The 23,352-nt window shown below is 62.8% G+C and carries 10 protein-coding genes; 4 read left to right on the top strand and 6 right to left on the bottom strand.

Annotation, left to right across the window (positions count from 1 at the left end; all coding sequences use genetic code 11):
* Positions 1–17 precede the first annotated feature (17 nt).
* From J4D25_RS17260 to J4D25_RS17240, 5 genes are read right to left on the bottom strand one after another with little or no spacing between them, the layout of a single operon-like run.
* The gene (locus J4D25_RS17260) at positions 18–815 is read right to left on the bottom strand and encodes an enoyl-CoA hydratase/isomerase family protein (RefSeq protein WP_057713851.1); all 798 of its coding nucleotides are present in this window, start codon (positions 813–815) and stop codon (positions 18–20) included.
* Entirely contained in the window at positions 812–1,969 is a 1,158-nt protein-coding gene (atuD, locus tag J4D25_RS17255; protein ID WP_057713852.1) for a citronellyl-CoA dehydrogenase, read from the bottom strand. Before atuD ends, J4D25_RS17260 begins: the two co-directional genes overlap by 4 nt.
* A 25-nt stretch (positions 1,970–1,994) precedes the next feature.
* Positions 1,995–3,611, bottom strand: coding sequence for a geranyl-CoA carboxylase subunit beta (gene atuC / locus J4D25_RS17250; RefSeq protein WP_057713853.1), 1,617 nt, complete (start codon positions 3,609–3,611; stop codon positions 1,995–1,997).
* 3 nt (positions 3,612–3,614) lie between these two features.
* Positions 3,615–4,484 (bottom strand): SDR family oxidoreductase, encoded by an 870-nt coding sequence (locus tag J4D25_RS17245; protein ID WP_057713854.1) that lies wholly within the window; start codon positions 4,482–4,484, stop codon positions 3,615–3,617.
* A 12-nt stretch (positions 4,485–4,496) separates the two neighbouring features.
* On the bottom strand, positions 4,497–6,299 hold the full coding sequence (locus J4D25_RS17240; protein ID WP_057713855.1) for an acyclic terpene utilization AtuA family protein: 1,803 nt from the start codon (positions 6,297–6,299) through the stop codon (positions 4,497–4,499).
* A gap of 178 nt (positions 6,300–6,477) precedes the next feature.
* On the opposite strand from J4D25_RS17240, the gene J4D25_RS17235 reads away from it, so the two are divergent.
* The 3 genes from J4D25_RS17235 to J4D25_RS17225 all read left to right on the top strand — a co-directional run bounded on the left by J4D25_RS17235 (position 6,478) and on the right by J4D25_RS17225 (position 9,106).
* Positions 6,478–7,104: a TetR/AcrR family transcriptional regulator gene (locus J4D25_RS17235; RefSeq protein ID WP_057713856.1), complete on the top strand. Its 627-nt coding sequence runs from the start codon at positions 6,478–6,480 to the stop codon at positions 7,102–7,104.
* A 94-nt stretch (positions 7,105–7,198) separates the two neighbouring features.
* Entirely contained in the window at positions 7,199–8,017 is an 819-nt protein-coding gene (locus tag J4D25_RS17230; RefSeq protein WP_057713857.1) for an ABC transporter substrate-binding protein, read from the top strand.
* 75 nt (positions 8,018–8,092) lie between these two features.
* Positions 8,093–9,106 (top strand): GNAT family N-acetyltransferase, encoded by a 1,014-nt coding sequence (locus J4D25_RS17225; RefSeq protein WP_057713858.1) that lies wholly within the window; start codon positions 8,093–8,095, stop codon positions 9,104–9,106.
* A gap of 131 nt (positions 9,107–9,237) precedes the next feature.
* On the opposite strand, the gene J4D25_RS17220 is transcribed toward J4D25_RS17225, so the two are convergent.
* A complete protein-coding gene (locus J4D25_RS17220) occupies positions 9,238–9,786 on the bottom strand; it encodes an RNA polymerase factor sigma-70 (RefSeq protein WP_057713859.1) in 549 nt (182 codons plus the stop codon).
* Between the two features lie 377 nt (positions 9,787–10,163).
* Here J4D25_RS17220 and J4D25_RS17215 point away from each other — a divergent pair, with 377 nt between their 5' ends.
* Positions 10,164–23,162 (top strand): non-ribosomal peptide synthetase, encoded by a 12,999-nt coding sequence (locus J4D25_RS17215; protein ID WP_057713860.1) that lies wholly within the window; start codon positions 10,164–10,166, stop codon positions 23,160–23,162.
* Positions 23,163–23,352: the final 190 nt, after the last annotated feature.

The following is a 23,352-nucleotide window of genomic DNA, read 5'->3' as shown; positions in this document are numbered from 1 at the left end:
CTTGCTCGCGATGCTTTTCAGGAGGCCCACCCCGGTTTGCGTTTTTGCACGAAGGCCATCGTTCCCTCGATGCCTTCGGCTCCGGTCACCGCTTCGCTGAACCATTCGGCAGCCTGATCCAGCAGGGCATCGGAGGGCTGACCCGCACTTGCGAGCAAGAGTTTCTTGGTCGCCGCATTCGCCCCCGGCGCGCAACACAACACATGGGCCAACACCTCATCGAGACGCTCGGCCAGGGCCTGCGGATCATGTTCGACAAAATGCACCAGGCCCATGCGCCGTGCCTGGTGGCCATCAAAACGCGCCGCCGTCAGGGCCAGGCGCCGGGTCTGGGTCAAGCCGATGCGTTGCACCACGAACGGTACGATCTGGGCCGGCAACAGGCCGAGACTGGTTTCCGGCAGGCCGAATTGCGCCTGGTGATCGGACAGGGCGATATCGCTGACACAGGCCAGGCCGAGACCGCCGCCGAGCACCGCGCCCTGCAGCACGGTAATCACCACTTGCGGAGCGTGTTGCACTTCTTGCAATAGCGTACCGAACACCCGGTTCAGATCCCGGTGCGCAGTTGGGCCTTGAGCGCGGGCGTTGGCCATGTCCTTGATGTCACCGCCGGCACAGAAGTGCCCGCCGACGCCGCCGATCACCAGTGCGCGAACCCCTGGTTTATCGCGTACCGCGGCCAGCACCGAGCGCAACTCGGCGACCATTTGCAAGCTCATCGCATTGCGGCTTTCGGGGCGGTTGAGGGTGATGTGCAACACGCCGTTGTGCAGCTCCAGCAGCAAAGTCTGGCAAACCGGCAGGCTGTTCATTTCTTTTTCCCCGGCAGAATGCCCATGAGTTTGCAGATGATTCCCAGCATGATTTCGTCGGCGCCGCCGCCGATCGACACCAGCCGTACATCGCGGTAAGCCCGGGCCACCGGGTTGTCCCACATGAAGCCCATGCCGCCCCAGTATTGCAGGCAACTGTCACTGACTTCGCGGCCCAGCCGCCCGGCCTTGAGCTTGGCCATGGAGGCCAAGCGCGTGACGTCCTGGCCTTTGATGTATTGCTCGGTGGCCTGATAGACCAGCGCCCGCAGGCATTCGATTTCGGTTTGCAGTTCCGCCAGGCGGAAGTGGATCACCTGATTGTCGATCAGCGCGTTGCCGAAGGTTTTGCGCTCCTTGCAGTATTCGATGGTGCTGTCGACGCAGTACTCCAGGCCCTTGATCATGTTGGCCGCACCGAACAGGCGTTCCTCCTGGAACTGCAGCATCTGCATCATGAACCCCGCACCTTCATGGCCGATGCGGTTGCGCTGCGGTACGCGCACGTTGTCGAAAAACACCTGGGCGGTTTCCGAGCTGCGCATGCCGAGCTTGTCCAGGTGCGAGCTCAAGCTGATGCCCGGTGTGTTCATCGGCACCATGATCAGCGACTTGTTGATGTGCGGTTTGTCGTCCGAGGTGTTGGCCAGCAGGCAGATGAAGTCGGCGCTCGGCGAGTTGGTGATCCACATCTTGCTGCCGTTGATCACGTAATCGTCGCCGTCCTTGCGCGCCGTGGTTTTCAGCCCGGCGACGTCAGAGCCGGCGCCGACTTCGGAGACGCCGATGCAGCCGACCTGCTCACCGCTGATGGCCGGGCGCAGGAATTCCTCGCGCAGTTCATCGGAACCGAACCGGGCCAGCGCAGGCGTGCACATGTCGGTCTGCACGCCGATGGACATTGGAATGCCGCCGCAATGGATGGTGCCGAACTCTTCGGCGGCGACGATCGAATAGCTGTAGTCGAGCCCCATGCCGCCGAACTTTTCCGGTTTCGAAATACCCAGCAATCCGAGGTCGCCGGCCTTGCGGAAGATATCGTGGATGGGGAAGCGCCCGGCTTTTTCCCATTCCTCGACATGCGGGTTGATCTCGTGCTCGACGAACTGGCGAACGGTGCGGCGCAGTGCTTCGTGTTCCTGGGTGAAGATCATTTTTATTGTTCTCCTGATAGTCGGCTTAGAACCGCGCCACACCGAAACTGTTGGCTTGCAATGGCCGCACCTCGGCCTCGTGACAGATATCCAGCAAGTAACCCAGCAAGGTCCGGGTATCGCGCGGGTCGATCAAACCATCGTCCCAGAGGTTGGCGCTGCCATAGAGCGCCGTGGACTGGCTGTCGAGTTTCTGCGCGGTGACCTGTTCGAGCATGTCGAGCATTTTCGGATCGGGCACCAGGCCGTCCTTGGCCTGTTTGGCCTCGGTGACGATGCGCAGCACCTTGCCCGCTTGCGCGCCGCCCATCACGGCGGTACGGCTGTTGGGCCAGGCGAAGATGAAACGCGGGTCAAGACCGCGACCGCACATCGCATAGTTGCCCGCGCCGTAGGAGCCGCCAACCACGATGGTCAGCTTCGGCACCCGGGCGTTGGCCACCGCCTGAATCATCTTCGCTCCGTGCTTGATCACGCCTTGCTGTTCCGATTCGGTGCCGACCATGAACCCGGTGGTGTTGTGGAAAAACAGTAGCGGCGTCTGGCTCTGGTCGCACAGCTGGATGAACTGGGCGGCCTTGCTCGCGCCTTTTGGCGTGATCGGGCCGTTGTTGCCGATGAAGCCACAGGCGCGGCCCTGAATTTTCAGATGACCGCACAGGGTCTGCTGATCGAACTCGCCCTTGAATTCAAGAAAGTTCGAAGCGTCGGCGAGGCGGGCGATGATTTCGCGCGCGTCGTAGGGTTTTTTCGGATCATCCGGGATCAGGCCCAGCAGTTCGTCGATGGGGTAGAGCGGCTCCTCCCAGCGACGTTCGGGTAGTGGAGGCAACTGCTCGTTCCACGGCAACAGGCTGATAATCTCGCGTACCTGTCGCACGCCATCGGCGTCGTTTTCAGCCAGGTATTCGGCGGTGCCGGCGGTTTGTGCGTGCATCTCGGCACCGCCCAATTCTTCATCGGTGGCGACTTCGCCGGTGGCGGCTTTGAGCAGTGGCGGGCCGGCGAGAAACAGCTTGGCCTTGCCACGCACCACCACCACGTAATCCGACAGCCCCGGCTGATAGGCGCCACCCGCCGTGGCGGAGCCATGCACCACGGTGACCTGCGGCAATCCCATGGCCGACATCCGCGCCTGATTGGCAAAGCTGCGCGCGCCTTCGACGAAAATTTCCGCCGCGTAATTGAGGTTGGCGCCGCCGCTTTCGGCGAGGGTGATCACTGGCAGTTTGTTTTCCATGGCGATCTGTTGCAGGCGCAGGGATTTCTTCAAGCCGCTGGGGGAGATGGTCCCGCCCCTGATCGCGCTGTTGTTCGCCACCACCAGCACGCGCACGCCGGACACGTAGCCGATACCGGCGATCAAGCCGCCACCGGCGGAGCTGCCATCCTTGTCGTCGTGCAGCTTGTAGCCGGCCAGGCTCGCCAGTTCGAGAAACGGTGCGCCGGGGTCCAGCAGCAGGTTGAGGCGCTCGCGAGGCAACAATTGGCCGCGTTTTTCGAACTTCGGCCTGGCTTCGGCGGCCTTGTTCAGCAGGTTCTGTTCGAGCACGCGAACTTGCTCGATGGCGCTCAGCATCGCCGCACGGTTCTGGGCGAACGACTCGCTGTGGGGGTCGAGTTGCGACTGAATCACCGGCATGGGTTATTCCTTGTCCTTCAACACGTCTGGTATGTACGCGCGGTGGAAACCGTTGTACGACTCGCTGTTGGTCGCTTTATGGATCGGCCAGGCGCGGCCGCCGAGGCTGGCGGCGCCGTCGATGCGCAAGGTGCTGCCGCTGACAAACGCCGCTGCCGGGCTGAGCAGGAAAACTATCGCCGCGCTGACTTCCGATTCGGTGCCGATGCGCTTGAGCGGCACGTGTTCGCGCAGGGTCGGGATCACGGCCTTGAAGGCGCCTTCGTAGGTGTCCATGCCGCTGGAGGCAATCCAGCCCGGCGCCACGGCATTGACCCGCACCCCGGCATGACCCCATTCGTACGCGGCGGTCTTGGTCAGGTTGTCCATGCCCGAACGTGCCGCGCCGGAGTGGCCCATACCGGGCATGCCGCCCCACATGTCGGCGAGCATGTTGACGATGGCCCCGCCGTGCTTGCTCATGGACTGGTTGAACACTTCCCGGGCCATCAGGAAGCCGCCCACCAGATTGGTACGCATCACGGTTTCGAAACCCTTCTGATTGATCGAGGCCAGGGGCGAGGGGTATTGCCCGCCAGCATTGTTGACCAGGCCGTGGATCGGACCGTGCTTGCGGATAAGCTCGCTGACCAGATGCGTCACCGCTTCTTCCTCGCGGATATCACAGGTGCTCCAGTCGGCCTTGCCGCCGTCGTCGGCGATCTCCGCCGCAACGGTTTTCAGCTTGTCGGCATTGCGCCCGACCAGCAGCACATGGGCGCCGAGGGCCGCCAGTTCGTGGGCAGTACAGCGGCCGATGCCACTGCCGCCACCGGTGACGATGATGTTTTGGCCAGCAAACAAATCGGCTTTGAAAATCGAATCGTAGGCCATGGCGGCAATCCTCTAATTGAACTGGTCGGCGATGCGCTGCGGCACCGGGATCTGGATTTCCAGCAGCTGCTGGGCGAAGGCCTTGCCTTGCGGATCGATTCGCAGGCTGGCGACACCGCCGCCGCCGAGGGCGTTTTCCAGCAGGAAATTCAGGCTGTGGCTGGCGGGCAAGTACCAGCGCTCGACCCGCCCGTGGATTGGATCGAGGACGTGGCCCATCCAGTCGACGATCACTTCCGGGGTCAAGGCTTCTGCAATCCATGGCAGGAATTCCGGCTCGCGGGCCATGACGCCGATGTTGCTGTGGTTGCCCTTGTCGCCCGAGCGGGCGACCGCCAGTTTGACCAGGGCCACACTGGCGTCGGCCAGGCCATCCGGTTTCGGTGGCGCGAGCAGGGCTGGCAGGTCCAGCGGGTCGAGCACATCGAGGGCGGGCAGGGCACACGGGTGGCGCTGGCCCATGAAATCAATGTCCAGCGTGCAGGCGGTTTTGTCGATCAGGAACGAGAACAGCCGGATCAGCGGGTACACCGTTGGCCGGCCACCGACAATGCCGGTCAGCCCCGGCGCCATGCCGGTGGCGGCCTGAGCGATTTCCCGGGAGAACACGATCAATGCCTGCTTGTCCGGATGGCGCACCGCGAGTTTGATCACCACTTCGCGGCTGTCCTGACGCTGGCCATGGGGGCCGTAGGTGGCCTCGCTGCCCAGCAACTCGATACTCACGTCGCTGTACGGCGCCCAGCCGCGCTGGCGGAACATTTCCGAGGTCTTGTTGATGATCGCTTCGCCGACACGCCGCGCCTTGTCGACGGCATCGATGCCGGCGATCAGGCAACTGGCGGTGCAGCGAAAACCATCAGGGTACGTGGCGCTGACTTTGTATTGAGCGGTCGGCGGCAGGCCTTTGGCGCCGTGCACCTGCACCGCGTTCTTGCCTTGTTGCAGCAGTTTGACCTGAGTGAAATCGCACACCACGTCGGGCAGCAGATACGCGCGCGGGTCACCGATTTCGTACAGCATCTGTTCGCCCACCGTCAGCGGCGTGACCAGCCCGCCTGTACCTTCGGGTTTGCTGACGATGAACTGGCTGTCGGCGCTGACTTCGACGATGGGAAAACCGATGTGTTCGTAGTCGGGCACGTCGCGCCAGTCGGTGAAGTTGCCGCCCGTGCATTGGGCGCCGCATTCGATGATGTGCCCGGCCAATGCCGCCTGGGCGAGCTTGTCATAGTCGTGCCACGACCAACCGAACTCATGCACCAGCGCGGCGCTGACCACCGCACTGTCGACCACCCGCCCGGTGATCACGATGTCCGCCCCCAGGCGCAGGGCTTCGACAATGCCGGGTGCGCCGAGGTAGGCGTTGGTCGAGACGCACATCGATGGCAGGGGCGCGCCGCTGAACATTTCATGAATGCCCAGGTTGCCCGGCTTTTTGAATTGCGGCTGCAGGTCATCACCCAGCAGCACGGCGATCTTCAGCGCCACCCCGGCCTTGTCGCAGGCCGCTTGCAGGGCGGCGGCGCAGGCTTGGGGGTTGACCCCGCCGGCATTACTGATGACCCGGATGTTTTGCTGCGCGAGTTGCCCCAGCAAGGGCGCGAGCACTTCGATGAAGTCGCCCGCATAGCCGGCCTGGGGATCTTTCATCCGCGCGCCGGCCATGATCGACAGGGTGATTTCGGCCAGGTAATCGAAGACCAGATAGTCCAGATGCCCGTGTTCCACCAGTTGCGCGGCAGCGGTCGAGGTATCGCCCCAGAAGGCGCTGGCACAACCGATGCGAATTGTTTCAGGCGCAGTCCATTCCATAGCCACCTCCAACCGAAGTGCGTCGACATTACCAAGCAAGCGCTTGGTTTGTAAATGACTTGATTATCTTCTGCCCAAGCGCTTGCTTGGTTGCATCCATGCGCTTAAATTGCCCGCGCAACCCCGTTGTTTTCGGGGGGATCGGCGTTATTGATTGAACGACTGTAGGAGAGAACGGGTGGACGAGCAAAAAGCCCTGAGGGTGATGCGCCAATTGGTGGACGACGGCCAATTGACCGACCCGGACAGCGCCCGTGGCAAATTGCTGCAAGTGGCGGCCCACCTGTTCCGCAATAAAGGCTATGAGCGCACGACCGTGCGCGACCTGGCCGGCGCCGTGGGCATTCAGTCCGGGAGCATTTTCCATCACTTCAAGAGCAAGGACGAAATCCTGCGCGCCGTGATGGAAGAAACCATACGCTACAACACCGCGTTGATGCGTGCGGCCATCGCCGAGGCCGGCAGTGTGCGCGAGCAGGTGCTGGCGCTGATCCGCTGTGAATTGCAGTCGATCATGGGCGGTAGCGGCGAGGCCATGGCCGTGCTGGTCTACGAATGGCGCTCGCTGTCCGAAGAGGGCCAGGCCAAGGTCCTGGCGCTGCGGGACATCTACGAAGACATCTGGCTGCAAGTATTGGGCGAAGCCAAGACCGCCGGGTTTATCCGCGGCGATGTGTTCATCACCCGACGCTTCCTGACTGGCGCATTGTCCTGGACAACCACCTGGTTTCGCGCCGATGGCAGCATGAGTCTCGATCAGTTGGCCGATGAGGCGTTGATTCTGGTGCTGGAAGACCGGCAATAAGCTTGTGTTGGCCAGCATTAAACTGGCTAACTGGACAAAACCGCCTAGCTTGAATGCATTGGTACCGTTTTATTAGGGGAGTGGGGACGTTTTGATGGGTACGCCAATTCGGTCAGCCTCGCGGCTTTTGCTGACGATGCTTGCGGCGTCAACGATGATGCCGTCCCAGGCTGCGCAACTGGTGCGCATCGGTGCCGCGCACTTTCCGCCCTACACCGTGCGCCCGGAATCCGGGGCCGATACCGGGTTGCTGCCGCAACTGGTCGAGGCCCTGAACGCATCGCAAACTGACTACCAGTTTGTCCTGGTGCCCACTTCCATTCCCCGGCGCTTCGGTGATTTCAAGCAGGGCCGGGTCGACATGGCCATCTTCGAAAATCCCGCCTGGGGTTGGGAAGAGATCCCCCACACAGCCGTCGACATGGGGCTGGAGGACGCCGAAATTTTTGTCGCGCAACGCCTGCCCGATCGACAGCAAAGCTATTTCGCCGACCTGAACGGCAAGCGCCTGGCGCTGTTCAGCGGCTATCACTACGAGTTCGCCAATTTCAATGCCGACCCCCTGTACCTCGCGAAAAACTACAACGCCACGCTGACCTATTCCCATGACAGCAATCTGCTGATGGTATTGCGCGGCCGGGCCGACATCGCCCTGGTCACGCGTTCGTACCTGAGCGATTACTTCCTGCGCAATGAAAAAGTCGCCGGCGAGTTGCTGGCGTCCCAACGCATCGATCAGGTCTATCACCATTACGCCATCCTGCGCCCGACGGCTCCCATCAGCGGCGAGGCATTCGCCAAGGTGCTGCAAGGCTTGCGGGACAACGGCCAGATGTTGAAGATTTTCGATCCGTACAAGATTGCGCTTGTGCCGGTCCCGCACAACGAACCGGCATCACAAGTCGCCAAATGATGGTCTTTTCCTAAATTTCCCGCCCTGGCTCACGTCACTTCGTTGAACTGTCGACGACTATCGTGAGCCCGACCCATGCCCAATCTCAATGACCTGACTGCCCTGTGTCTGCCGACAGGCAGTCGTCTTGCCGCTGATGAAACCGATTGCCGCCTGAGCCTCAGTCTGGAAGGGCAACCGTTGCTTGCCCTGCGGCTGAATCGTGGCCCCGAGTTGCACGTGCAACTGGAGGAGCGTTTCAGTCGCCCTGAAGGACAGGCATTGTGGGCGGCCTGTTACTGGCTGTTCGCTCGCAACCCCGACTGTCAGCGCCTGGTCTGGCAACTGCAGGAGGTGCCGGACGAAGCCGTGTTCAGCGGTCTGCTGATTCCGACTCCCGTCAACGGCCAGTATCACTGCGAGCGCACCTTGTTCTGGCAGTTGCCGCAGCCTTGGCTGGGGCATTCCCTGACCGGCAGCTACCCGCAGCAAATGCTCATCACCGACGGCAAGCGTCATCCACGGCGGCCGGTCAAACCCCGTGGTGAAGTGTATCATCGCTTCGATGCACGGCTGGGTGCTCGGGTTTCCCTGCGCACGCTGGACATCGAGCAAGACCTGGCACGCTTCAACCGCTGGCAGAACAGCCCGCGTGTCGCGAGTTTCTGGCAGGAGGAGGGCAGCCTCGAACAGCATCGCCAATACCTGAGCAAACTCGAAGCCGACCCGCACGCGCTGACGCTGATCGGTTGTTTCGACGATCAGCCCTTCGCTTATTTCGAGGCCTACTGGGCCAGGGAAGATCGCATCGCGCCGTTCTACGAGGCCGGCGATTACGACCGTGGCATTCACATGCTGGTGGGCGAAGAAAATCACCGTGGTCCGCACAAGGTGGCGAGTTGGTTATCGGCGCTGGTGCATTATCTGTTTCTCGATGACCCGCGCACGCAGCGCGTGGTTGCCGAGCCTCGTGCCGATAACGCGAAGATGATCGGATACATGCAAGAGCAGCGCTTTCACTGCGAGAAAGAGTTCGACTTTCCGCACAAGCGCGCGGCCCTGATGGTGTTGGGGCGGGAGCGGTTTTTTGATCGGTGCGCACTGGCCTGAGGCTTGAGGCTAAATATCTTCGGCGCTCTTGAGTGCCCCATCGCGAGCAGGCTCGCTCCTACATTTTCCTGTGTGCGCTGAACCTGTGGGAGCGAGCTTGCTCGCGATGGGCGCGATGCAGATTTCAGAACTTAGTGGCGAGCAGCCATATCGCCACGCTGGCCCGACACCTTGCGGCAGTGCACCAGCGCATCACGGATCATGAAGTTCACCAGGGTCGGCGAGACGCCAAGTTCCTTGGCGATGTCTTTTTGCGGTACGCCGTGCAGGCGGTACATCTCGAAGGCGTAGCGGGTGCGGCTCGGCAACTCGGTCAACGCATCGGCGATGTGCTCCAGCGTCGAGAAATTGATGTGCGACGTTTCCGGTGACGCACCCTGGATCACCACATTCAGCCCTTCCTCTTCAGGGCCGGAATACTTCTGCTCCAGCGCCTGTTTGCGGTAGTGGTCGATCGCCAGGTTGCGCACGATCTGGAACAGGTAGCTGAGCTGAGCCTTGATCGAACTGGTGATGGGCGGGGCCGATTGCAGCCGGAAGAATGCATCCTGCACAACATCTTCGGCACGTGAGCGGCAACCGGTAATTCGGGCTGCGATCTTCACCAGAATCAATCGATTGTCGACGAATGCCTGAAGTAGCGGTGTATCGCACCTGCTTGTGGATACTGGTTCCATCATGGAAATCACCTTGCTGCCAAAAGGTTAGTGGGACGGCGAATGAGCCGGGGGGGCCGTCCTACACATCGAGCGACAAATTAGGCTTAATGATAATGATTGTCAAATGAGAAAAAGAACTAATGCGTTACAAAGGTAAAGAGTGAGAACTGCGACACGCTGACTCACTTCAGTCCGCTTTGCGTTCCAGCCTGGCGACTAATTATTTCCAGACGTCATCCGTTCTCATTGGTGAATTGCACAGCGCAACCCTCATCACCCTGTAGGAGCGAGCTCGCTCGCGATGGTCGTCAACGATGGGCGCCTGACACCCCGCGGCGTTCTTCGGATTTTCGCGAGCAGGCTCGCTCCTACCAAGCCGAATTCAGGCAGGAAACCTCATGACCGACGCGTTCGAACTCCCCAGCACAATGGTCCAAGCCCTTCAGCGCCGCGCGGCGCTGACGCCGGATCGGGTGGCCCTGCGCTTTCTCGCCGAGACCCCGGACCAGGCTGTGGTGCTCAGCTATCGCGAACTGGATCTGCGGGCACGGACGATTGCCGGCGCGTTGCAGGCCCGGACGGATGTTGGCGACCGCGCGGTGTTGCTGTTCCCCAGTGGCCCGGATTACGTTGCGGCGTTCTTCGGTTGCCTGTACGCCGGGGTGATCGCGGTACCAGCCTACCCGCCGGAGTCGACACGCCGTCATCACCAGGAGCGCCTGTTGTCGATCATCAGCGACGCCCAGTCTCGCTTGCTGTTGACCAGCGCCGGGCTGCGCGATGGGTTGCAGCAGATCGACGGCGCGCCGCCGCTGTTGTGTGTCGATACCCTCGACGGTGCACTGGCCGAGCGCTGGGTCGCGGTGGACTTGCAGGACGATCACATCGCCTTCCTGCAATACACCTCTGGCTCCACCGCGCTGCCCAAAGGCGTGCAAGTCAGCCACGGCAATCTGGTGGCCAACGAATTGCTGATTCGCCACGGTTTCGGCATTGACCTGAACCCCGACGACGTCATCGTCAGCTGGCTGCCGCTGTATCACGATATGGGCCTGATCGGCGGCTTGCTGCAGCCGATTTTCAGCGGCGTGCCTTGCGTGTTGATGTCCCCGGCGTATTTTCTCGGTCGGCCGTTACGCTGGCTGGAGGCGATCAGCGAATACGGCGGCACCATCAGCGGCGGGCCGGATTTTGCCTATCGCTTGTGCAGTGAGCGGGTCAGCGAGTCGGCCCTGGAACGGCTCGACCTGAGTGGCTGGCGCGTGGCGTATTCCGGTTCCGAACCGATTCGCCTCGACACTCTGGAACGCTTCGCCGGGAAGTTCGCGACCTGCGGCTTCACCGCGGACAGTTTCATGGCCTCCTACGGTCTGGCCGAAGCCACCTTGTTCGTGGCCGGCACAGCTCGCGGCCAAGGCATCGGCAACCTGCGGGTAGACGATCAGGCCCTGGCGCAGAACCGCATCGAAGCGGGCGAGGGCAGCCCGATCATGAGTTGCGGTATCAGCCAGCCGGCGCACGCGGTGTTGATCTTCGATCCTGTCTCGCTCAGCGAACAGGCCGACAACGTCGTCGGCGAAGTCTGGGCCAGCGGGCCGAGCATCGCCTCAGGCTACTGGCGCAACCCCGAGGCGTCCGCCAAGACCTTCGTCCAGCACGCCGGGCAGACCTGGCTGCGCACCGGTGACCTGGGTTTTCTGCGCAACGGCGAACTGTTTATCACCGGGCGCCTGAAGGACATGCTGATCGTGCGCGGGCATAACCTGTACCCGCAGGACATCGAGCAGACTGTCGAGCGCGAAGTGGAAGTGGTGCGCAAAGGACGCGTCGCCGCCTTCGCCGTCACGGTTGACGGTCAGGAAGGCATCGGCATCGCCGCTGAAATCAGCCGCAGCGTGCAGAAAATCCTGCCGCCTGAATCCTTGATCAAAGCCATTCGCCAGGCCGTCGCCGAGGCGTATCAGGAGGCGCCGAGCGTGGTGGTGCTGCTCAATCCGGGCGCGCTTCCCAAAACGTCCAGCGGTAAATTGCAGCGCTCGGCGTGTCGCAATCGCTTGGCGGACGGCAGCCTCGACAGCTACGCGGTGTTCCCGTCGGCCAGCAACGAAAGCACGGGCAATAGCGAGTCGGGATCGACGCTGCAAAGCTTGATCGCACGTATCTGGTGTGAGCAGTTGCAAGTGGCGCAGGTGGGCGCCGACGATCATTTCTTCCTGCTCGGCGGCAACTCCATTGCAGCGACGCAAGTGGTGGCGCGTCTGCGGGAAGAGTTGGGTCTGGAGTTGAGCCTGCGCCTGCTGTTCGAAGCGCCGACCCTCGGTGCATTCGCCGATGTCGTGACCCGTCTGCAACAGGACGGTGGCCTGGCCCAGGGCGCGATCACGGCACTGTCGCGCCAGCAACCGATGCCGCAATCCCTGGCACAAAACCGCCTGTGGATCACCTGGCAACTCGACCCACACAGCAGCGCCTACAACATTCCTGGCGGCTTGCGCCTGCGCGGTGAGCTGGATGAGGACGCCTTGCGCGCCAGTTTCCAGCAGTTGATCGAGCGCCACGAATCCCTGCGCACACGATTCTTCGAGCGTGATGGCGTGGCGCTGCAACAGGTCGATCCGGCGGGTGAGTTCAACCTGCAACTGATCGACATCAGCGACCTGCCGGCCGCCGAGCGTGAGGCCCGGGCGCAGCAGATCCGCGAGGACGAAGCACGGACCCGGTTCGATCTGGAGAAAGGCCCGCTGCTGTGGGTGACGCTGGTGCGCCTCGACGACGAAGACCATCAGTTGTTGGTGACCCTGCACCACATCATCGCTGACGGCTGGTCGCTGAATGTGTTGATCGACGAGTTCTCGCGCCTGTATGCGACCGCCTCCCAGGGCCTGCAAGGGGTGCTTGCGCCATTGCCGACGCAGTACGCCGACTACGGCAGTTGGCAACGGCAATGGCTGGCGCAAGGGGAAGGCGAGCGGCAACTGGCTTATTGGAAAGACCGCTTGGGTGATGAACATCTAACCCTGAGCCTGGCCACCGACCATCCACGCTCAGCACAACAACTGCACAGCGCCGCTCGCCACACCGTGCGTCTGGGCGCTCCCCTGAGCGATGCGATTCGTCAGACCGCCCAGGCCCATGAATCGACCGTCTTCATGTTGTTGCTGGCTGCGTTCCAGACCTTGTTGCACCGCTACAGCGGCCAACGAGATATCCGCATCGGCGTGCCCAATGCCAACCGTCCACGCCTGGAAACCCAGGGTCTGATCGGCTTCTTCATCAATACCCAGGTGCTGCGTGTCGAAGTGGACTCAAGTCTGCCATTCGTTGAGTTGCTGGCGCAGACCCGTCAGGCGGCGTTGGGTGCGCAAGCACATCAGGACTTGCCGTTCGAGCAACTGCTCGAGGCCTTCCCGCAGGCCCGTGAACAGGGCCTGTTCCAGGTCATGTTCAACCATCAGCAACGGGACCTTGGCGCCTTGAAGCGCCTGCCGGGGCTGTTGGCCGAAGAGTTGCCTTGGCATAGCCGCGAAGCCAAGTTCGATGTGCAGCTGCACAGCGAAGAAGACCGCAACGGTCGCCTGACCTTGTCCTTCGACTACGCCAACGAATTGTTCGACGCCGCGACCATCGGGCGCCTGGCCGACCATTTCAGCAACCTGCTGGGGGCTGTCTGCGAGCAAGCGGACATCGCCATCGGTGACTTACCGCTGTTGACGGCCGCCGAGCAGCATCAGCAATCGGACTGGGCCAGCGCACCCTGTGCAGCGGCCAGTCAATGGCTACCCGAATCGCTCAACCAACAGGCCCGGCTGACACCTGGGCGCCCGGCGTTGATCTGGGAGGGCGGCCATATGGACTTCGCCGAACTCCACACCCAGGCCAACCGTCTGGCCCATTACCTGCGCGACAAAGGCGTCGGCCCGGACGTTTGCGTGGCCATCGCCTGCGAGCGTTCGCCGCAACTGCTGATCGGCCTGCTGGCGATCATCAAGGCCGGTGGCGCCTACGTGCCGCTGGACCCGGATTACCCCGCCGAACGCCTGGCCTACATGCTCAGCGACAGCGGTGTTCAATTGCTGCTGACGCACACCCGGCTGCTCGAGCGCTTGCCGGCCAGCGAGGGTGTCAGTGTGATCGCCATGGACACCCTGCACCTGGACAGTTGGCCAAGCCATGCGCCGGGGCTGCATCTGCACGGCGACAATCTTGCCTATGTGATTTACACCTCCGGTTCCACCGGCCAGCCCAAAGGCGTCGGCAACACCCACGCGGCGCTGGCCGAGCGCCTGCAATGGATGCAGGACACTTATCGCCTGAACGAAACCGACGTGCTGATGCAAAAGGCGCCGATCAGTTTCGACGTGTCGGTGTGGGAGTGCTTCTGGCCGCTGATCACAGGCGCACGTCTGTTGATCGCCGGTCCCGGCGAACACCGCGATCCACATCGCATCGCGCAGCTGGTGCAAGCGTACGGCGTGACCACGTTGCACTTCGTGCCGCCGCTGCTTTCGTTGTTCATCGACGAACCGCTCAGTGCTGAATGCACCAGCCTGCGCCGGCTGTTCTCCGGGGGCGAGGCCTTGCCCGCGGAGCTGCGCAACCGGGTGCTGGCGCAACTGCCGGCGATGCAACTGCACAACCGCTACGGACCGACCGAAACCGCGATCAACGTCACCCACTGGCAATGCTCCAGCGCCGATGGCGAACGCTCGCCGATTGGCCGGCCGCTGGGCAATGTGATCTGCCGCGTGCTCGACAGCGATCTGCATCCCGTTCCGGTCGGTGTGCCGGGTGAGTTGTGCATCAGCGGCGTTGGCTTGGCCCGTGGTTACCTCGGTCGCCCGGCGTTGACCGCCGAACGATTTGTGGTCGATCCGTTGGGCGAGCCGGGCGCACGCCTGTATCGCACCGGCGACCGGGCACGCTGGACGGCGGATGGCGTGATCGAATACCTCGGTCGTCTCGATCAACAGGTCAAGTTGCGCGGGTTCCGGGTCGAGCCGGAGGAAATCCAGGCACGGCTGCTGGCCCAGGACGGCGTTGCGCAAGCCGTGGTGCTGGTGCGCGACACCATGGCCGGGGCGCAGTTGATCGGTTACTACACCGCTGCGGACAATGCCGGGGACGAGGTCGAGCAAACCGCGCGCCTGAAAAGCGCATTGGCCGCCGAACTGCCGGAATACATGGTGCCGGCGCAACTGATGCGCCTGGACCAAATGCCCCTCGGCCCGAGCGGCAAGCTCGACCGCCGCGCGTTGCCGGAACCGCAGTGGCAGGTTCGCGAGCACGTCGAGCCTGTGACAGAACTGGAACAACGCATCGCCGGCATCTGGCGCGAAGTGCTGGGTTTGACGCAAGTCGGTTTGCGCGATGATTTTTTTGCCCTCGGCGGTCACTCGCTGCTGGCCACGCAAATCATCTCCCGCACCCGCCAGGCCTGCGACGTCGAGTTGCCGCTGCGGGCGCTGTTCGAGCACAGCGAACTCGGTGCGTTTGCCGAACAGGTTCGCCTGATCCAGGCCAGTGGCAGCACCAACAAACAGCCGCCGATTGAAAAAGTCGACCGCGGGCAGCCGGTGCCGCTGTCCTATTCCCAGCAGCGCATGTGGTTCCTCTGGCAGATGGAGCCCGACAGCCCGGCCTACAACGTCGGCGGCATGGCGCGGCTGCGTGGCGTGCTCGACGTGGCGCGCTTCGAGGCCGCGCTGCAAGCCCTGATCCTGCGTCACGAAACCCTGCGCACCACGTTCCCGAGCATCGACGGCGTCGCCCGCCAGCAAGTACACGCGCAAACCGGCGTGCGCATGGCGTGGAAGGATTTCACCGCGCTGGATGCCGAGGTCCGCGAGTGGCAGGTCCAGCAACTGGCCGACGACGAAGCGCACCAGCCGTTCGATCTGGAGACCGGACCCTTGCTGCGCGCCTGCCTGGTCAAGACCGCCGAACAGGAACACTACTTCGTTCTGACCCTGCACCACATCGTCACCGAAGGCTGGGCGATGGACATTTTTGCCCGGGAGCTCAGCGCGCTGTACGAAGCGTTCGTCGATGACCGTGAATCACCGCTGGCGCCGTTGCCGGTGCAGTACCTGGATTACAGCGTGTGGCAGCGTCAGTGGCTGGAGTCCGGCGAGCGTCAGCGCCAGCTCGATTACTGGACCACGCAACTGGGCCGCGAACACCCGTTGCTGGAGTTGCCGGCCGACCGTCCGCGTCCGCCGGTGCAAAGCCATCAGGGTGAGTTGTATCGCTTTGACCTGAGCGACGACCTCGCGGCACGGGTCCGCGCCTTCAATGCGCGACACGGCCTGACCCTGTTCATGACCATGACCGCCGCCCTGGCTACGCTGCTGTACCGCTACAGCGGCCAGACCGATCTGCGCATCGGCGCGCCGGTGGCCAACCGCATTCGCCCGGAAAGCGAAGGGCTGATCGGCGCGTTCCTCAACACACAGGTGCTGCGCTGCCAGCTCGACGGGCGGATGTCCGTGGGCGAATTGTTCGAGCAGGTGCGCCACACGGTGATCGAAGGCCAGTCCCATCAGGACCTGCCGTTCGATCATCTGGTGGAAGCCTTGCAACCACCCCGCAGCGCGGCCTACAACCCATTGTTCCAGGTGATGTGCAACGTGCAGCGCTGGGAGTTCCAGCAAAGCCGCACCCTGGCCGGCATGACGGTCGAGTACCTGGCCAACGATGCCCGCGCGACCAAGTTCGACCTCAACCTGGAAGTCACCGACCTGGACCATCGCCTGGGTTGCTGCCTGACCTACAGCACCGATCTGTTCGACGAGCCGCGCATTGCGCGCATGGCCGAGCATTGGCGCAACCTGCTGGAGGCGCTGATTGCCGATCCGCAGCAGCGCTTGAGCGAACTGCCGCTGCTGGCGTGTGGCGAACAACAACATCTGCTCGACAGTCTCGGCGTCGAGCCGGGCGAGCATCGGCTGGACCAGTGCATCCATCACCTGTTCGCCGAGCAAGCCTTGATGCGCCAGGACGCTCCGGCCCTGACCTTCGCCGGGCAAACCCTGAGCTATGCCGAACTCGACGGCCGGGCCAATCGCCTGGCCTGGATGCTACGCGAGCGTGGTGTCGGACCGCAGGTTCGTGTAGGGCTGGCACTGGAGCGCTCGCTGGAGATGGTCGTCGGCCTGCTGGCGATCCTCAAGGCTGGCGGCGCCTATGTGCCGCTGGATCCGGAATACCCGCTGGACCGCTTGCATTACATGATTAAAGACAGCGGCATCGGTTTGCTGCTCAGCGATGCGGCGATGTTCAAGGCCCTGGGCGAGTTGCCGGCGACCGTTGGCCGCTGGTGTCTTGAAGAAGACGCCGCTGCACTGGCCAATTACCCGGCCACCGAATTGCCGTTGATCAGCCTGCCGCAGCATCAGGCCTACCTGATTTACACCTCGGGTTCGACCGGCAAACCGAAAGGCGTGGTGGTATCCCACGGCGAAATCGCCATGCACTGCCGCGCGGTGATCGAGCGTTTCACCATGCGCCCTGACGATTGCGAACTGCACTTCTATTCGATCAACTTCGACGCCGCGACCGAGCGTTTGCTGGTGCCGCTGCTCAGCGGTGCGCAAGTGGTGCTGCGGGCTCAAGGGCAGTGGGACGCGGAAGAAATCTGTGACCTGATCCGTCGTCATCAGATCAACGTCCTCGGATTCACGCCGAGCTATGGCAGCCAGTTGGCGCAATGGCTGGCAACACAAAATGAAACCCTGGCGGTGCGCATGATCATTACCGGCGGCGAAGCACTGACCGGTGAACACCTGGCGCGCATTCGCGCAGCCTTCAAGCCGAGCCTGTTCTTCAACGCCTACGGCCCGACCGAAACCGTGGTCATGCCGCTGGCCAGTCTCGCCCCCGAAGTGCTGGAAGAGGGCGCCGGCAGTGTGCCGATCGGCAGCATCATCGGCGACCGCGTGGCCTACATTCTCGACGCCGACCTGGCGTTGGTGCCGCAAGGCGCGACGGGCGAGTTGTACGTCGGTGGCGCGGGTCTGGCCCAGGGTTATCACCAGCGTCCGGGCATGACCGCGGAGCGCTTTGTGGCCGATCCGTTTGCCGCCAACGGCGAACGTATCTACCGCACCGGCGACCTGGTGCGCCAGCGCGCCGACGGCCTGGTGGAATACCTCGGACGCATCGACCATCAAGTGAAGATTCGTGGTTTCCGCATCGAACTGGGCGAGATCGAAACCCGTCTGCTGGAGCATGAATCGATTCGTGAAGCCGTTGTGCTGGCGCTCGATGCACCGAGTGGCAAGCAACTGGTCGGCTATCTGGTGACTGACGTCGCCGAACAGAACGAAGCACAGCAATCGGTCTTGCGCGAGGCCCTCAAGGCGCATCTGAAATCGCAACTGCCAGACTACATGGTGCCCACGCACCTGATCCTGCTGGGCAGCATGCCGCTAACCGCCAACGGCAAACTCGACCGCCGCGCGCTGCCGGCGCCGGACCCGGAGCTGAATCGCCATCACTACGTAGCGCCGAGCAACGAGCTTGAAGTCAGCCTCGCGCAGATCTGGTGCGAAGTGCTGAACGTCGGACAGGTCGGCCTCAACGACAACTTCTTCGAGTTGGGCGGTGACTCGATCCTGTCGATCCAGGTGGTCAGCCGGGCACGGCAGCAGGGCATTCACTTCAGCCCTCGCGACCTGTTCCAGCACCAGACCGTGCAGACCCTCGCCGCCGTGGCCAGCCGCAGCGAGCAGGTCAGCGCCGAGCAGGGCTTGATCATGGGTGAGTCGCGTCTGACGCCGATCCAGCACTGGTTCTTCGACACCGACATCCCGCAGCGCCAGCACTGGAACCAGGCGTTGTTGCTGCAACCGACCGCACCTCTGGAGCCCCATCGACTGGAGCAAGCGCTGCTGGCGGTAATCGAACAGCACGACGCCTTGCGTCTGCGCTTCAGCAAGGTCGCCGGTCAGTGGCAAGCACAGCATCAGCCGATTTCCGAGGCTCCGGTGTTGTGGCAGGTACGCGTTTCGTCGATGGACAAATGCGCGGCCTTGTTCGCCGATGCCCAGCGCAGCCTCGACCTCGAAGAGGGACCGCTAATACGCGTGTTGCTGGTCGATGGTCCCGAGGGCCAGCAACGGCTGTTCATCGCGATTCACCACTTGGTCGTCGATGGTGTTTCATGGCGCGTACTGCTGGACGACCTGCAAACCGTGTACCGCCAACTGGACGCGCAGCAGTCGGTGAAACTGCCGGCGAAAACCAGCGCCTTCAAGGACTGGGCCGCACGGCTGCAAGCCTACGCCGGCAGTGAGTCCCTGCGCGAAGAACTGGGCTGGTGGCAGGCGCACCTGGCCGGGCCCACTGCCGATTTGCCCTGTGATCACCCCGCAGGCGGGCGGCAGAACCGACATGCGCAAACCGTAAGTGTGCGCCTCGACAGCGAGCGTACCCGGCAGTTGCTGCAACAGGCACCGAGTGCCTATCGCACCCAGGTCAACGACTTGCTGCTGACCGCATTGGCCCGCGTGCTGTGCCGCTGGAGCGGTCAGCCATCGGCGCTGATTCAACTGGAAGGCCACGGCCGCGAAGCGCTGTTCGACGAGATCGACCTGACCCGCACCGTCGGCTGGTTCACCAGCGCCTACCCACTGCGCCTGACGCCGCTGAACATCGAAGAAGCCGCCGGGCAGGGCGTGTCGATCAAGGCGATCAAGGAGCAATTGCGTGCCGTGCCGCACAAAGGCCTGGGCTATGGCGTGCTGCGTTACCTGGCCGATGACCTGAGCCGCCACAGCATGGCGCAGTTGCCGGTGGCGCCGATCACCTTCAACTACCTCGGCCAGTTCGACCAGAGCTTCGGGGCGGACGCGCTGCTCCATCCACTGGATGAAGCCATTGGCGCGGCCCACGATGCCAATGCCCCGTTGCCCAACGAGCTGAGCGTCGACGGCCAGGTGTATGGCGGTGAACTGGTACTGCGCTGGACTTTCAGCGCCGAACGCTTCGATGGGCAAACCATCGACGAGTTGGCCGATGCCTACCTCGGTGAGTTGAACAGCCTGATCGAGCATTGCCTGCGCGACGACGCGGGTGGCCTGACGCCGTCGGACTTCCCGCTGGCGAATCTCAGCCAGACTCAACTGGATGCGCTGCCGGTCCCGGCCGCCGTCATCGAAGACGTCTACCCGTTGACCCCGATGCAGGAAGGCATGCTGTTGCACACCTTGCTGGAGCCGGGCACCGGCCTGTACTACATGCAGGACCGCTACCGCATCAACAGCGAACTGGACCCGCAGCGTTTCGCCCAGGCCTGGCAAGCAGTGATCGCCCGCCACGAAGCATTGCGCGCGTCGTTCTGCTGGAACGTCGGCGAAGACATGCTGCAAGTGATCCACAAACCGGGCAGCACGCCGATCGAATACCTCGACTGGATCAATCTCGCCGAAGCCGAGCAAGAGCCGAAGCTGCAAACCTTGCTCAAGACCGAACGCGAGGCGGGGTTCGATCTGCTCAACCAGGCGCCGTTCCACTTGCGTTTGATCCGTGTGGGCGCGGCGCGCTACTGGTTCATGATGAGCAACCACCACATCCTCATCGATGCCTGGTGCCGTTCGCTGCTGATGAATGATTTCTTCGAGATCTACAGCGCCCTCGGCGAAGGCCGGGAAGCGCAGTTGGAGGTACCACCACGTTATCGCGACTACATCGGTTGGCTGCAGCATCAGAGCCTGGCCGAAGCACGGCAGTGGTGGAAAACCAACCTGCAGGGTTTCGAACGGACCACGCCGATCCCGAGCGACCGGCCATTGCTGCGTGAACATGCCGGCGACAGCGGTGGCATGATCGTCGGCGACCGCTATGCAAGGCTCGATGCCCGTGACGGTGCGCAATTGCGCGAACTGGCCCAGGCCCATCAGTTGACCATCAACACCTTTGCCCAGGCGGCGTGGGCCCTGGTGCTGCGGCGCTTGAGCGGTGATCGCGACGTGCTGTTCGGCGTCACCGTGGCCGGGCGTCCGGTGGACATGCCGCAGATGCAGCGCACCGTCGGCCTGTTCATCAACAGCATCGCGCTGCGGGTGAAAATGCCTGAGGACGGCCAGCGATGCAGCGTGCGCCAGTGGCTCACCGGTCTGCTCGACAACAATATGCAACTGCGTGAATACGAATACCTGCCACTGGTGAACATCCAGGAGCAAAGCGAACTGCCCAAAGGCCAGCCGCTGTTCGACAGCCTGTTCGTGTTCGAAAACGCCCCGGTGGAAGTCTCGGTGCTCGACCGTGCGCAGAGCCTCAACGCGACCTCGGACTCGGGCCGAACCCATACCAACTTCCCGCTCACGGCCGTGTGCTATCCGGGCGATGACCTGGGCTTGCACCTGTCCTACGACCAACGCTACTTCGATGAGGCCACGGTCGAGCGCATGCTCGCTGAGTTCAAGCGTCTGCTGCTGGCATTGGTGGAAGGTTTCCATGGCGACATGGCCGACCTGCCGTTGCTGGGGACTGAGGAGCAGGACTTCCTCATCCATGGCTGCAACCAGAGCGAACACGATTACCCGCTGGAGCAGAGCTACGTTTCATTGTTCGAAACGCAGGTCGCCCGGCATCCACTGCGAATTGCCGCCAGTTGTCTGGACCGGCAATACAGTTATCTGGAGCTGAACCAGCGCAGCAACCGCCTCGGTCATGCATTGATCGCCGCCGGTGTCGGGCGCGATCAACCGGTGGCCTTGCTGGCCGAACGCAGCCTCGATTTGCTGGGCATGATCATCGGCAGCTTCAAGGCAGGGGCGGGTTACCTGCCGCTGGATCCGGGTTTGCCGGGTCAGCGTCTGAGCCGGATCATCGATCTGAGCCGCACGCCATTGCTGGTGTGCACGCAAGCCTGTCGTGAGCAGGCGCAAGCCTTGCTCGAGGAGTTCGGCTGCTCCAGCCGGCCACGGCTGCTGGTCTGGGAAGAAGTCCAGGCCCTTGCGCTGTCGGCGGACAATCCTGGTGTCTACAGTGGTCCGGACAACCTCGCCTATGTGATCTACACCTCTGGCTCCACCGGTTTGCCCAAAGGCGTGATGGTCGAACAGCGCGGCATGCTCAACAACCAGTTGAGCAAGGTGCCGTACCTGAACCTGAGCGACGCCGACGTGATCGCGCAAACCGCGTCGCAAAGCTTCGACATTTCCGTGTGGCAGTTCCTCGCCGCGCCGTTGTTCGGCGCCCGGGTGGACATCGTGCCGAACACCATTGCCCACGATCCCCAGGGTTTGCTGGCCCATGTGCAAAGCCAGGGCATCACCGTGCTGGAAAGCGTGCCTTCGCTGATCCAGGGCATGCTCGCCCAGGAACGCATGAGCCTCGATGGCCTGCGCTGGATGTTGCCGACGGGGGAGGCGATGCCGCCGGAACTGGCGCATCAATGGTTGCTGCGCTATCCGCAGATCGGCCTGGTGAATGCCTATGGCCCGGCGGAGTGCTCGGATGACGTGGCGTTCTTCCGCGTCGATATGGCGTCGACTCGCGGCAGCTACCTGCCGATTGGTACGCCGACTGACAACAACAAATTGTACCTGCTCGACGGAGCGCTGGAACTGGTGCCGCTGGGCGCGGTGGGTGAACTGTGCGTGGCGGGGACCGGGGTCGGTCGCGGCTATGTCAGCGATCCGCTGCGCACGGCACCGGTGTTTGTGCCGAACCCGTTCGGCGCACCGGGTGAGCGCCTGTATCGCACCGGCGACCTGGCCCGCCGTCGCAGTGACGGCGTTCTGGAATATGTCGGCCGGGTCGACCATCAGGTGAAGATCCGCGGTTACCGCATCGAGCTCGGTGAAATCGAAGCTCGCCTGCACGAACAACCGCAAGTCCGCGATGCGGCGGTGGGTGTGCAGGAAGGGGCGAACGGCAAGCACCTGGTGGGCTATCTGGTCGCGGCGGATGTTGCGCTCGATCCGGCGGAACGCCTGGAGCGCATCAAGCAACGCCTGCGTGTCGAGTTGCCGGAATACATGGTGCCTCTGCACTGGTTATGGCTGGACAAGCTACCGCTCAACGCCAACGGTAAACTGGACCGCAAGGCCCTGCCGACGCTGGAGATCGGTCAATTGCAAAGCCAGGATTACCAGGCGCCGCGCAATGAGCTGGAGCAGACCCTGGCAGACATTTGGGCCGAGGTATTGAAGGTCGAGAAGGTGGGTGTTCGTGACAACTTCTTCGAGTTGGGCGGGCATTCGCTGCTGGCCACACAGATCGCCTCGCGGGTGCAGAAATCCCTGCAACGGGATGTGCCGCTGCGGGCGATGTTCGAATGCAGCACGGTGGAAGAGTTGGCCCGGTACATCGACGGGTTGACGGCCAGCGAGCTCACCGAGGAGAAAGTGGATCGCTTGAATGACCTGATGGCGGAGCTGGAGGGGCTTTGATTCCCTGGCGTCAGTACTGGCCCCATCGCAAGCAAGCTCGCTCCCCCAGTGGGTGGTGAACACATCATTTGTGATCAGCATGAATCCCTGTGGGAGCGGCGGTGCGGCGAGGCGGTTGTACAAACGCATACATTCTCGCGATTGACTGCGATCCGTCAGCCGCTCAGTCTTCGGGCTCCCTTTTTGCTCG

This window comes from Pseudomonas sp. GW456-L13 (assembly GCF_017350115.1).
Classification (GTDB): Bacteria; Pseudomonadota; Gammaproteobacteria; order Pseudomonadales; family Pseudomonadaceae; genus Aquipseudomonas; species Aquipseudomonas jessenii.
This window is presented reverse-complemented; position numbering and strand designations above follow the sequence as displayed.